Raw genomic sequence first — 13893 nt, 5'->3', positions numbered from 1 at the left:
GGTCTCTTTTTTTTATTCCGATTTTCGATTATAATTAAGGTATCATGAACTCGAAAGGGATGAATGCAATGTGGAAGAAAGTTGGAGCAGTCCTCGTGCTAAGTACGTTTCTTGCTGGATGTAGTGAGATTTCAAATACAGTCGACGATGCAAAACAACAAGTCAACGATGTAAAAAATAGTGTCGATTACGCTGGAGAACTTCAAGGCATTGCGAAAGATACGGCACAAGTCACGTCAGATTTGTCGGCTTCCTTGAATGAGGCTGCTACGACAGCGCGTGAATCCGCGACCCCTGAACAAGCACTTGATCAACAAATCGAAAAGTTGAAGGAAAACGGAACGATTGATCAGTTCAATCAAGAACTGGATCAAATCGATCAACGATTAGCGGGACTTGAAAATCCGCCGCAAGAATTGCAGAATTTAAGTGCAAAACTCGAGCAGTACGTGAATCAGTCGGAAGACATCGCTCGATTACTTGAAGCTGACGTCTCATTAGATACGTTGAATCGATTAGGAATCGAGCAGGCGGGACAACTTCAAGAAGCGATCACGAACTGGACGTCTTTACTCGATCCATTTACGAAATAAGAAGTTGAACATGAAGGAGTGCCGGAATATGGGGACATCGCGCTGGATGGAACATGAACTAGAAGTAGAACGAGCACGGATTCTTCGTTTGCCCGCTTCTAAACAAGAACAATTGATTATGGAATTAGAGACTGACCAATTGACAGGAGAAGATGTATTACACCGGCTCTATGTCATTCAACCACTCTTAATGCATGACCGTGAACGATTTGAAACAGTGGCAGAACGATTTCTTGAAGTCGAGGGTGTCGAGCAAGTGCTCGCACTCTTTCTTTATGAACTCGGAGAACGGTATCCGATGAAACTCGCTTTGCGCTCAGCGTCACCGTATCTGCCTTATGGGCTCGCGCTTCGATTAGATGAAGTCAAACAACAGATGCGTGTTCGAGAACAAAAGCCGGCAGTTCAAAACAACCCTGTTGCACAGCGTGAAGTAACATCAGCAACGGAATTGATGCATGTGTTGCGACATGGCAGTTGGGTCGAACAAATGCGTCATTTGACCGGTATGGAATTTGAACGGACAACTGAGCTCATTGCATACATCACGCAGAAATATCTTCAGGCGCAAGAGACAGAACATCAAAGTCTACTCGTCATTGATCAGTTATTAGGAAATGTGCTTCATCACGTGTCATATCCGATAAGCATTCATGTGCCACACTTAGGTGTAGACTGGACGATTTCGTCACGCGAAGATTTAGAAGAAATCCTGGTGGTACATCAACAGGAGCAACAAGCGTTACTCGCATCGATGCATACGTTAGAGCGAATGGATCCGTTCCGAGCATTGCTCGTCTTGCGATCGGATCAACTGATTCATTTTGAAGAACGAGAACGAATCGGATCAGACATGGAGAAGTGGCTCACAGCATGCGAAGAACTCGCAGGTCTAACATTTGAACGTGAAGAACCGGAACGTATCCTCAGTCCGCTGGCGAAGCGGTTATATCGAGCGGCACATATCCTTTATCCAGAAGTCATCGCATTCGAGCAAATTTACTTCGATTGAGACATCTGGAAACGATTCGTTCAACAGTGGTAATCGTCAGAACGATTGTGCTATAATGTGACTTGTTGTACACACATGTACGCTAATTGACAATTTTGGAGGGACTCAGCATGACTGCAAAATGGGAAAAACAATCAGGTAGCCTCGGCGTCCTCACGTATGAAGCGCCTGCTGAAGCATTTGATAAAGCGGTAGACCAAGCGTTCAAGAAAGTCGTTAAGACTTTGAACACACCTGGTTTCCGTAAAGGAAAAATGCCACGCGCAATGTTCAACAAAATGTACGGTGAAGAAGCACTGTACCAAGATGCACTCGATATCCTTTATAAGGACACAATCGAAGGTGCAGTCGTCGAATCAGGAATCGAGCCAATCGCGCTTGAGAACATCGACGTTGAAACACTCGAAAAAGGCAAGCCAGTCGAATTCAAAATCACGTTCGTCATCGAGCCAGAAGCTACACTCGGTGAGTACAAAGGTCTTGAGTACACAGCAGTTGAAACGAACGTTACTGACGAAGACGTCGACGCTGAACTCAAAACATTGCAAGAACGCGGTGCAGAACTCGTCGTTAAAGAAGATGGCGTCATCGAGAATGGCGATACAGTCGTATTCGACTTCGCAGGTTTCGATGGGGAAAACCAATTCGACGGCGGAACTGCTGAGAACTACTCACTCGTCATCGGTTCAGGGAACTTCATTCCTGGATTCGAAGAGCAAATGGTCGGTTTAAAAACTGGCGAGCAAAAAGATCTTGAAGTGACATTCCCAGAGGAATACCACGAAGCATCACTCGCTGGAAAACCAGTTACATTCAAAGTAACAATCCATGAAGTTAAAGCACAAGAGCTCCCTGAATTGACAGATGAGTTCGCAAAAGAAATGGATGAAGAAGTTTCTTCACTCGACGAGTTGAAAACAAAAATCCGTACGCGTCTCGAAAACACACGCAAACAAGAAGCTGATGCTTCAATGCGCGATGAGTTAGTCGAAGCGGCTACGAAAAACGCGACAGTTGATCTTCCAGAAGTCATGGTCGAAAACGAAGTCGAGCGTATGGTTCAAGAGTTCACACAACGTATTCAATCACAAGGCATCGACCTCAACATGTACTTCCAGTTGACTGGAACGACAGAAGAGGCAATGCGTTCTGAAATGAAAGAGCAAGCGGAAGAGCGCGTTAAAGCACGTCTCGTCCTCAAGCAAATCGTTGCTGACGAAAAAATCGAAGTAACAGATGAGGAAACTCAAGCTGAACTTCAATCAATGTCAGAACTCTACAACATCCCTGCAGATCAACTTGAAACGATGCTTGCACCACAAGGTGGTCTTGAAACGCTTAAAGGCGATCTTCAATTCCGTAAAGCTATCGATGTTCTCGTCGACAACGCAAAAGCAAAATAAGCCATTTCATGGTTTTCGATCGACTTCAAGCTCAATTTCTGGTCTTGGAGTCGATTTTTTTGTACGATAGGTCAAACAAGGACAAACAATCCTTGGTTCAGAACATCAAACTGTAAATCGTTCGTCCAGGATTTGAAAGACTTTCCTTGTTCATGCTACAATCATAAATAGTAAAACGTGAGACGGGATGCTACAGGCATCCATACAATTTCCACGTTAAAGGGGCGGACCTTTATGTTTAAATTTAACGAAGAAAAAGGTCAGCTAAAATGTTCTTTCTGTGGAAAGACACAAGAACAAGTACGCAAACTTGTTGCTGGACCTGGCGTTTACATTTGCGACGAGTGTATCGAACTCTGCAATGAAATCGTAGAGGAAGAACTCGGTACTGAAGAAGAAGTCGAGCTGAAGAATGTTCCAAAACCGCATGAAATTCGTACGACACTTGATGATTACGTCATCGGTCAAGAGAAAGCGAAGAAATCGTTGTCTGTAGCGATGTACAATCACTACAAACGAATCAATGCTGGTGGTCGTGCAGATGATGTCGAGCTCTCAAAATCGAACATCGTCATGATTGGACCAACAGGTAGCGGTAAGACACTTCTTGCCCAAACGATGGCACGGATCTTGAACGTACCGTTTGCGATTGCCGATGCAACAAGTTTGACGGAAGCCGGTTATGTCGGTGAAGACGTCGAGAACATCCTGTTGAAACTCATCCAAGCAGCGGATTACGATGTCGAGAAGGCTGAAAAAGGCATCATCTACATTGATGAAATCGATAAGATCGCTCGTAAATCAGAAAATCCGTCGATTACACGTGACGTTTCTGGTGAAGGTGTCCAACAAGCCTTGCTTAAAATTTTGGAAGGAACTGTTGCGAGTGTACCGCCACAAGGTGGACGGAAACACCCACATCAAGAATTCATCCAAATCGATACGACGAACATCTTATTCATCGTCGGTGGCGCATTCGATGGTATCGATCAGTCGATCAAACGTCGTCTTGGTAAAAAAGTCATCGGATTCGGAAACGATTCAGAGAACCGTAACCTTACGCAAAAAGAAATTCTCGCAGCTGCATTGCCAGAAGATCTTCAAAAGTTCGGTTTGATTCCAGAGTTCATCGGTCGTTTGCCGGTCATGGCGACGCTCGAGCCACTTGATGAAGAGGCACTCGTTCAAATCTTGACGAAACCGAAAAACGCCCTCGTGAAACAATATAAGAAAATGCTTCAACTTGATGATGTCGAACTCGACTTCACGGAAGATGCACTTCTTGAGATTGCAAAACTTGCAATCGAACGTAAAACAGGTGCGCGTGGTCTTCGTTCAATCATCGAAGAAACTATGCTTGATATCATGTTCGAAATCCCATCGCGTGAAGACATCGCGAAAGTCATCATTACAGCAGAAACGTTGACTGGTAAACGCGGTCCAACGCTCGAGTTGAAAGATGGTACAATTGAACATGGGAAAGAAAAAGAAACGGCGTAACACCGTGACAAATCGGCTCGGAGGCTACTTGTACGCCTTTCCGAGTCTTTTTGTTTAGGAGGAATTCGAATGAAGAAAAAACAATATCCACTTTTACCGTTACGCGGTGTCGTCGCATATCCGTTGATCGGATTGACGATTGATGTTGGGCGTCCGGTATCCTTAAAAGCCTTACTTGCATCAAAGGAACACGAGATCGATCTCGTCGTCGTCACGCAACGTGACCCAGAAGCGGAGCCGTCTGTCGACGGGCTGCATCAGGTTGGGACACTTGTTCAAATCGCGAAGATGAGTGAACTCGGGAATGATACGGTCCGTGTCCGCGTCATCGGGAAGGAACGCGTCCGGATTGAAAACGTCGAGGAGACGGACGAGGGCTATCAAGCCGTCATCGAACCAATCGAGAAGATGGACATCAAAGGAGCGAAACAAGAAGCGCTCGTTCGTCTCATCAAAGAACAGTTTGGTCAACTCGTCTCTCGGATCAAAGGAATCGGAACGGATGAACGTCGCCGGTTCGAGACATACGAACGCCTCGATTCATTGACGGACTATATCACGTCGAAGCTACCAATCGATATCTCGAAGAAACAGGAGTTTCTCGAACAACAGGATCCGGTCGAACGAGGATTGATGTTGCTAGACGTCATGAAACACGAATATGAAGTCGTCGAACTCGAACGTGAGATGCGTGAACGGACGAAGAAGACGATTGAACAATCGCAACGCGAGTATTACTTGCGGGAACAATTGAAGACGATTCAACAAGAACTCGGTGGCGAATCAGCTTCTGTTGAAAGCGATGCGACGAAATACCGGGAGCAGCTTGCGATGCTTGATTTACCAGAAACGACGGTTGCGAACGTCGAGAAGGAAATCAGTCGTTTAGCGGTCGTACCGGCGACGAGTCCCGAACATGGGGTCATTCGCAACTATCTCGAATGGTTCTTCTCGTTGCCATGGAATGAAGCAACGGACGATTTTTTGAACGTCTCTGCTGCTTCAGAACAGCTTGAAAAGGACCATTACGGTCTAGAGAAGGTCAAAGAACGAATCCTTGAGTATCTTGCCGTTCGTCAATTGACGGACTCATTACGTGGACCGATTCTCTGTCTTTCTGGTCCTCCAGGAGTCGGGAAAACGTCGCTTGCCCGTTCGATTGCCACAGCACTTGAGCGGAAGTTCGTCCGTGTCTCACTTGGTGGCGTGCGCGACGAAGCGGAGATCCGTGGACATCGCCGGACGTATATCGGTGCGATGCCAGGACGGATCATTCGTGGTTTAAAACAAGCAGGAACGAACAACCCGGTCTTCCTGCTCGATGAGATCGATAAGATGTCAAATGACTTCCGTGGTGACCCGTCGTCCGCGATGCTCGAAGTTCTTGATCCGGAACAAAACAACAGCTTTTCTGATCACTATATCGAAGAACCATTTGATTTATCGAATGTCCTGTTCATCGCGACAGCGAACGATGTCTCGAACATTCCCGGACCGTTGCTCGATCGGATGGAACTGATTCAAATCGGTGGCTATACGGAACAAGAGAAGACGGAAATTGCTGTTCGTCATCTCTTATCGAAGCAACTGGCTGAACACGGTCTGAAAAAGAGTCAATTGACAGTCAAAGCAGACGCGCTGGAAGAAGTCGTCCGTCGTTATACACGAGAAGCCGGTGTCCGGAATCTCGAACGTGTCCTCGGCTCTCTTTGCCGGAAAGCAGCGAAACAAATTGCGATGGGTGAGAAGAAGCGCGTGACGGTGACAAAACGTAATCTGGATGATTTCTTAGGTAAACCGATCTACCGCTATGGTCAAGGCGAACTGGAAGATATGATTGGCGCGGTGACTGGTTTAGCGTATACTGCTTTTGGGGGCGATACGTTGACGATCGAAGTCAGCCTTGCTCCGGGTAAAGGGAAATTACAATTAACCGGGAAACTCGGTGACGTCATGCAAGAGTCGGCTCAGACCGCGTACAGCTTCGTCCGAGCGAACGCGACGTCCCTTGGCATCGAACCGAACTTCTGCGAAACGCAAGACATCCACATCCACGTTCCTGAAGGTGCCGTACCAAAAGACGGACCATCTGCTGGGATTACACTCGCGACAGCACTGATTTCTGCCTTGACGAAGCGTCCGGTGCGCCGGGACGTCGGGATGACGGGTGAAATTACGTTGCGTGGACGTGTCTTACCAATTGGTGGATTAAAAGAGAAGTCGCTCGCAGCGCATCGTGCGGGTTTGACGACCGTTCTTTTACCGCAAGATAATACGCGGGACATCGATGATATCCCGGAAAGCGTCCGCGCAGGAATGGAATTCATTCCAGTCGCGACGATGGAGCAAGTGCTCGAACATGCATTAAAAGGAGAGTAACATGAAAATTTATAAAGCTGATTTTATTACGAGTGGCGTCAATCCGGAACATTATCCGGAGCCATTATTGCCAGAAGTGGCACTCGCAGGGCGATCGAATGTCGGAAAGTCCTCATTCATCAACAAATTGGTCCAGCGTAAAGCACTCGCGCGGACGTCTTCAAAACCAGGTAAAACGCAAACCTTGAACTTCTTCAACATCAATGATGAAGTCATGTTCGTCGATGTACCCGGTTACGGCTATGCAAAAGTCTCGAAGACGGAACGCGAAGCGTGGGGCAAGATGATGGAAAAGTATTTCACACAACGTGAAATCCTCAAAGGTGTCGTACAGCTCGTCGACATCCGACACGATCCGTCTGCGGATGATGTGACGATGTATGATTTCTTGAAGTATTATGATCTACCAGTCATCGTCGTTGCGACAAAACTCGATAAAATCAAAAAGAGTCAACGTGATAAACATATCGCGGCAATCAAACGTAAATTGCAATTTGACGGTCAAGATACCTTGATTCCTTTCTCATCTGAGACAGGAGAAGGCGTCGATGCGGCATGGGAAGCGATTTATCGTCTTCTGTAAAAAACGAAACGTTCTGTTCTCCGACAAAAGAGAACGGAACGTTTTTTTTGTTAGGGGTAAAGTAATCTAAAATTAGCATCTTATCATTTCCTTCCATCAATTTTGATTTCCATTATATGAACATCATTTGATTCACGTTACAATGATAGGAACAAATTGTTCTAGTGGGAGGCTATGCCAATATGAGGCGTTATAAATGGACGTTCGCAATCGTCGTCTTACTCATTCTGACACCATTTGCCATTTGGTTCTTGAAACAGGAAAAGACATTAAACATTGCGCTATTTGACTACACGAACGGAACGGAGGAGCGAGAGCATGCCGGAACGACGTGGTTATTGAATCACTTAAAGATCCGAAATGCGCAAGGGCAGGATTATGCGTATTCGGACTACATCAACCGTTATGACGGAACACAAGGTGAAAAAATGTTACAACAAGCCTCTAAAGCAGATGTGCTGTTGTTTACGGATACGTATGGAAAGTCATATGACGTCAACGGAAAAAAAGAACATCGTGGTGGCTTGACGACGGAAGACGTCGAGCTTGCGACCGAAGCGATTTCGCAAGGGAAAACGGTCGTGGCGGAGTTTAATACGGCGGCAAGTCCGACGTCAGTCGAACGGTCCAATGCGTTCCGCCAATTATTCGGAACGGCTTGGACAGGATGGATTGGTCGGTTTTTCCCGGATTTAACAAAACTGCAAGGTCTTGAGAAGAACGTCGTAGCTCAATTAAAAGCGCAGGCGAAAGAAAAAGAATTCAAACTATCTGGTCCAGGTTATGTCTTTATCAATGACTCAACAGAAAAAGCATTCTTTGTTAATGATGACACGCCGCTTCTCTATAAATGGGATAAAAACAAGGGCAATGCAAAAGATGAGGTCCGTTATAACTACTGGTTTGAGATTTTAGAGCTAGACGGTGGCGAGCAACAAGCGCATTTTTCTTGGAAACCGTCAAAACAAACCCAAGCGATGCTTCGGAAATATCAGTTGCCGCTTGAATTCCCAGCGTATGTCACGCAAGGAAGTGGACACTATTTTGCTGGGGACTACACTGATGTCGCGGATATCCCGCGCTACTATCGATATAGTGGGCTCGATTGGTTCCGCAAACAGTTCATTCTCGATAGTGCAGAGAGTGAATCAGCATTCTTTTGGAAGATTTATGCCCCGACACTGACACGAATTCTAGAAGATACAAAACGTGTCTCGACGCAGGCTGCGAAAGTTAAGCCACTCTCTCAAACGAAAGTCGGTAATCAAGAACTACGAACTCGAGCACGTGAAGGACAAGACACACTTGAAATGTATCAAGATGGCGAATGGAAGCCGTATTTCGTCAAAGGCGTCAACGTCGGACTCGGTCGACCCGGTGCATTTCCCGGGGAACATGCGATCAGTCGTAATGAATACGATCGTTGGCTAAAGGAAATTGGTGAGTTGGGCGTCAATACAATTCGAATATATACGCTTCATCCACCGGCTTTCTATGATGCACTAAAAGCCTATAATGAACGTGCAAAACAACCGATTTATCTGATGCAAGGTATGTGGGTCGAGGAAAAACCATTCGAAGAGTTGAAGAACGCTTTTGAGCCAGACTTCTTGAAGATGACCGATACGGAAGCAAAACGAATGGTCGATGTCATTCATGGCAACGCCGTCGTCAAGGAAGTCGTTGGTCATGCTTCTGGAACATATACATCGGACGTTTCGCAATACGTTTCAGCATTCGTCTTTGGAATCGAATGGTTACCGGAAGCCGTCGTTGAGACGAATAAAAAGAACAAAGGCACACGATTTGAAGGGAAGTACGTGACGACGACAAAAGAGGCGTCACCGTTTGAATCGTGGCTTGCCGGTCGGATGGATACAGCGACAGCACATGAAATTAAAGAGTACGGAACGACTCGACCAATTGGTTCGACGAACTGGCCGACGACGGATCCGTTGAAACACCCGAAAGAAGTTGAAGAAGAGCAAGATCTCGTCTCGATCGACTTCAATCATTTGAAAGCAACGAAGGATTTCCCTGGTGGCTTGTTTGCGTCTTATCACATCTATCCGTATTATCCTTCGTTCATCAAGGAAGAATACAGCCAAAAAGCAGACAAGGGCTCTGAATCATATGCTCGTTATTTGAAAGAAATGAAAGACTATCATGAGATGCCGTTACTCGTATCAGAATTCGGCATTCCAAGCTCACGCGGTAAGACACACCTTGGACCGAATGGTTTTGATCAAGGACATGTCAGTGAAAAGAAACAAGGTGAACTCGTCGCGCAGCTCTATCAGGACATCAAGGACGTCAAGACGGCCGGTGGACTTGTCTTCATCTGGCAAGATGAATGGTTCAAACGGACGTGGAACACGATGGATTATGATGATGCGGATACTCGTCCACGCTGGTCGAATGTCCAGACGAGTGAACAACATTTCGGGATGCTTGGTTTCCTTCGTTCGGACATCGTCATTGACGGAAAACTGGATGACTGGAAAGGGTATGCTCCAGTTGCTGAAAATAAGGATCAAGCGATTTACATGACTTCTGACGAGGCATATCTCTACTTGCGCATCGATCGGAAGAAAGCAGAGCCGACGACACTTGCACTATCGACGAAACCGAATGATGGGAATACGAAAGTCGGTCCGTTGACGCTTGACGAAGGAGCCGAATATCGCCTGACGATTGATCAGACGGCGCGTATCGATGTCGATGCTCGCTATGACATCTTCCGTTATCATTACGGTTTGAAGATGCCGTTTGAGATGGTGAAACCGCCATCTGATCAAAAAGATAGCGGTAAGTTCGTTCCAATCTATCAAATGCTCGATTATGCAAGACGAGATCCGGTGACGAAAAAAATCGTCAAACCAGCCGTTAAATGGGACACAGGTGTTTTACACGAAGGAGAACCGGATGACATCTTGACGGATATCTCAGATGTGACGAAACCAACCGTCGAACTCCGTATTCCATGGATGGTCTTGAATATGCGTGACCCTAGTAAACACGAAATCATCGGCGACTTCTGGAAAGATGGGCTCGAAGCGAAGATGATCACAGAAGGAATCGAAGTCACAGGTCAAGTCGGTGAGACACGCATTCCAGAGAAGGATCGTGGTTTCTACAACTGGGCGGAATGGACGAATCCGCAGCAACGTGAAGAATTGAAGCCGGTCTATCATACGATGAAAAAAGCATTCACTGAGGGAGGGAACTAAATGCGGCGTGAAGAGATGTGGAAGTTAATCAATCAGTCGTTTGAGTCAACAAGTCAAGATCGTGAGGTCAGTTCAACGATTGAATGGACGGAAGAGGTTGTCCGACAATCGTCGACGAATACCTTGTTCGTGCACACGGTCGGACAAATGCCGGAGACGGTCAATGGTCTGATCGAGGAAGGATGGTGCGTGCGGACAGACATCTCGTATGCCGATGTCGTCCTCGCGAGTGAACCCGTCATCGAGGAACGAATCCCCGTCGTGTATTTTAATACGGAATCCTCTTTCTATGGGTTAGAAAATGCACGCGAAATTTTACCGGCGACGCTGTCGCGCGAGCTTGTTCTCGATCGCCTTGCACGCTATAAAAAAATCCAGCATATCGCGGAGGTCGTCGTCGTAACGGAAGATCCACATATCCGCCGGATGATGGAACGGGAACTGATGGAACGATTCGAACGGTTCGTAACGTTTGAACGAGCAGAGACGTTCCTTGATGAGTATGTGGCCTCCCGTCCGTACTTGCTCGTGTTCACGTCCGCATTACCGCGAGCAGATGGACTGGAATTGTTGTTGCGGGCAAAACAACAAAGTATCGCGCCATTCCAATCGATGATGATCTCGATGTATAATCGCGAACGAGATCACGTCCTAGCGGTTGATCGTGGTGTTGATTACATCATGACGCTCCCGCTGAAAATCGAAGAGTTCCGCGCATGGATCCGAAAAGTCGAGGACGGCCGATGATGCAGGCGATTCTAGTATTCATCGTCGTACTCGTTCTCTTACAAGGTGGGGCACTGATCTATCTCGTCGTCCAAAAACGACAACGTGCCAACCGCGAGCATGCACGGCGCGATTGGCAACTCGCCTTTCGAGATGACATCTATGACTATGCGACAGGGGAACGACAGGACATGCCGACGATTCAAAAAGGAAACGAGGATTTAGCGGAGCTTGAACTGTTCGCCCTGTCCAATTTAACGGCAACACCGGCACATCTCGAACGAGTGCAAGCATTCGTCGCTGCCAATATGCAAGCGTATTATGAACAACAATTGAAGCATCGCCGGATTGACCGCCGCTTGAACGCCTATGAAGCGGTGTCTCAATTCCGTTTGGTCGCAGTCGCACCAATGATTCATGCGCGTTGGGGAAAGGCAATTGAAAAAGAGGAGAGCGATGTCATCGTCCGCACACTCGTGTCACTATCCGAACAAGATGCAATCGCGATCGCTAAACAAGAAAATGACATTAGCTTCTTTGGTGCGATTCTTGCGGTCGGGCGTAGCCAAGACTTGGCGGAATGGGTGACTGCGTTTGAAGAATTAACGTTGTCCTTTAGGTTAGCGATTCTTCAGCTGATCTTTGACCGCGATGAAACACGTTATATCGCGCTCGTTCGTGACAAGACAACAGATGAAAATCCAGAAATTCGAAAACGTGCCCTTCGTGCACTCACGCGAATCGGACTTGAGGAAGACTGGAAATTGTATGTCCCATACTTGGAAGAAGAATCGAGTTGGGTCGAGCAAATGCTTGCCCTTCGTTTCTTAGAACATGTCGTTCCAGACGATGCGATACCAGCGATCTTGCCGTTTGTCGGTAGTCGATCGTGGTGGGTTCGGACGGCAGCCTTCGATGCGTTACTTTCTTGTGGTGGGATCGAACAGTTGGCGAAGGTATCAAGTACACACCCCGACCGCTATGCGCGTCAAAAAGCAACAGAACGGTTGGCAAAGGAGATGAAACATCATGTCGTCTGAGACAATCCAAGCCATTATTGAAGTCCTTTCCTGGACAGTATTGATTTATATGCTACTCGTCATCGTGTTCTATTCGACGCTGTACCTGATTTCAGCTCAGATGGTGCGACGACAACGTTTCCGCCGGAAAGAGAGCTCCTACTTGCCGCTGATGCGGTCACTCTATACACGACCGGTCAGTATCCTTGTTCCAGCCTATAATGAAGAATATACGATCGTGTCAAGTGTTCAAGCATTACTAGCGCTTGACTACCCGGAGCATGAAGTCATCGTCATCAACGATGGTTCAAAGGACGGAACGATGGATGAACTATTCCGTTCGTATGAGTTAGAGAAGGAAATCCGCTATCCGCGAATCCTGATCGGTTCGAAGCCAGTTAAACAAGTCTATCGTTCGCGGATTGATAGTCGCTTGATCGTCATCGATAAAGAGAATGGTGGAAAGGCAGATGCCTTGAATGCCGGTATCGATCACTCGAGTTATCCGTATTTCTGTTCGCTTGACGCGGATTCGATTTTAGAGCGTGATGCGTTATTGAAAGTCATGAAGCCGATCGTTGAGTCAGATGAAGAAGTCGTCGCGACATGTGGTTCGATCTTCCTCGTTAACGGTTGTACGATCGAAGGCGGCGAAATCGTCGAGATTCGGACACCAAAACAACGGATCGTCCTGATGCAGATGATCGAATATTTCCGAGCGTTCCTGTTTGGTCGCCTTGGTCTTAGCCGTTTCAATATCTTATTGATCGTCTCCGGTGCCTTCGGATTGTTCCAAAAGAACATCGTCGTACAGGCAGGTGGGTATAAGGAAGGGCTTGTCGGTGAGGACATGGAGCTTGTCGTTCGTTTGCACCGGTACATGAAGGAAAATAAGCTCGATAAACGCATCGAGTACGTTCCGGCACCGGTTTGTTGGACACAAGCTCCTGAGTCGATGGAAGTGTTACGTTCACAGCGAACACGTTGGCATCGTGGTCTTGCTGAGACGTTGTGGACACATAAACGGATGATTGGCAATCCCAAATATGGCTCTGTTGGTAGTGTCTCGATGTTATATTTCTTTTTGATTGAACTGCTCGGACCCATCGTCGAACTGATTGGTTATTTCATCATTCCGCTCAATCTACTCGTCGGTACACTCAACTTTGAATTTGGGATCGTCTTATTAGTCGTCGCTTTACTCTACGGTTCCTTATTATCAGCAGGTGCCGTATTATTGGAAGAGTGGACGATGCACCGATTCAAGAACGTCAAGGAATTGATTCGGTTGTATCTATGGTCTTTGACCGAGTCGTTCTGGTACCGTCCGATTCTCGTTTTCTTCAAATTAGGAGGATTGATTCAATTCTTGACGGGTCGAGGAAACTGGGGACAGATGGAACGCCAACGTCTCGAAGACGTCACCGAGGAAAAAGTCGGCTGACGAA

Annotated in this window: 10 protein-coding genes; all 10 read left to right on the top strand. The window is 46.9% G+C overall.

Annotation, left to right across the window (positions count from 1 at the left end; translation table 11 throughout):
- Positions 1-68: 68 nt before the first annotated feature.
- The 10 genes from P401_RS0109735 (at position 69) to P401_RS0109690 (ending at position 13889) form a co-directional block, all read left to right on the top strand.
- Positions 69-593, top strand: a complete 525-nt coding sequence (locus tag P401_RS0109735) for a hypothetical protein (protein ID WP_231925643.1) — start codon at positions 69-71, stop codon at positions 591-593.
- 28 nt (positions 594-621) lie between these two features.
- A complete protein-coding gene (locus tag P401_RS0109730; RefSeq protein ID WP_029342287.1) occupies positions 622-1605 on the top strand; it encodes a hypothetical protein in 984 nt (327 codons plus the stop codon).
- A 110-nt stretch (positions 1606-1715) separates the two neighbouring features.
- On the top strand, positions 1716-3008 hold the full coding sequence (gene tig / locus P401_RS0109725; RefSeq protein ID WP_029342286.1) for a trigger factor: 1293 nt from the start codon (positions 1716-1718) through the stop codon (positions 3006-3008).
- A 234-nt stretch (positions 3009-3242) separates the two neighbouring features.
- Positions 3243-4508, top strand: coding sequence for an ATP-dependent protease ATP-binding subunit ClpX (clpX, locus tag P401_RS0109720; protein ID WP_023468977.1), 1266 nt, complete (start codon positions 3243-3245; stop codon positions 4506-4508).
- 69 nt (positions 4509-4577) lie between these two features.
- Complete coding sequence (gene lon / locus P401_RS0109715; protein WP_029342285.1) at positions 4578-6887, top strand: endopeptidase La; 2310 nt, start codon at positions 4578-4580, stop codon at positions 6885-6887.
- A 1-nt stretch (position 6888) separates the two neighbouring features.
- Positions 6889-7470: a ribosome biogenesis GTP-binding protein YihA/YsxC gene (yihA, locus tag P401_RS0109710; RefSeq protein ID WP_023468975.1), complete on the top strand. Its 582-nt coding sequence runs from the start codon at positions 6889-6891 to the stop codon at positions 7468-7470.
- A gap of 182 nt (positions 7471-7652) precedes the next feature.
- Entirely contained in the window at positions 7653-10700 is a 3048-nt protein-coding gene (locus P401_RS0109705; protein WP_029342284.1) for a hypothetical protein, read from the top strand.
- Positions 10701-11447 carry a response regulator gene (locus P401_RS0109700; RefSeq protein ID WP_029342283.1) on the top strand — a complete coding sequence of 249 codons (747 nt, stop codon included), beginning with the start codon at positions 10701-10703 and terminating at the stop codon, positions 11445-11447. It begins immediately after the preceding gene.
- Entirely contained in the window at positions 11447-12466 is a 1020-nt protein-coding gene (locus P401_RS0109695; RefSeq protein WP_029342282.1) for a HEAT repeat domain-containing protein, read from the top strand. The genes P401_RS0109700 and P401_RS0109695 overlap by 1 nt, the downstream gene beginning before the upstream one ends.
- The gene (locus tag P401_RS0109690) at positions 12456-13889 is read left to right on the top strand and encodes a glycosyltransferase family 2 protein (RefSeq protein WP_029342281.1); all 1434 of its coding nucleotides are present in this window, start codon (positions 12456-12458) and stop codon (positions 13887-13889) included. The genes P401_RS0109695 and P401_RS0109690 overlap by 11 nt, the downstream gene beginning before the upstream one ends.
- Positions 13890-13893: the final 4 nt, after the last annotated feature.

The sequence above is a fragment of the Exiguobacterium acetylicum DSM 20416 genome (assembly GCF_000702605.1).
In the GTDB taxonomy this organism is placed as follows: domain Bacteria; phylum Bacillota; class Bacilli; order Exiguobacteriales; family Exiguobacteriaceae; genus Exiguobacterium_A; species Exiguobacterium_A acetylicum.
This window is presented reverse-complemented; position numbering and strand designations above follow the sequence as displayed.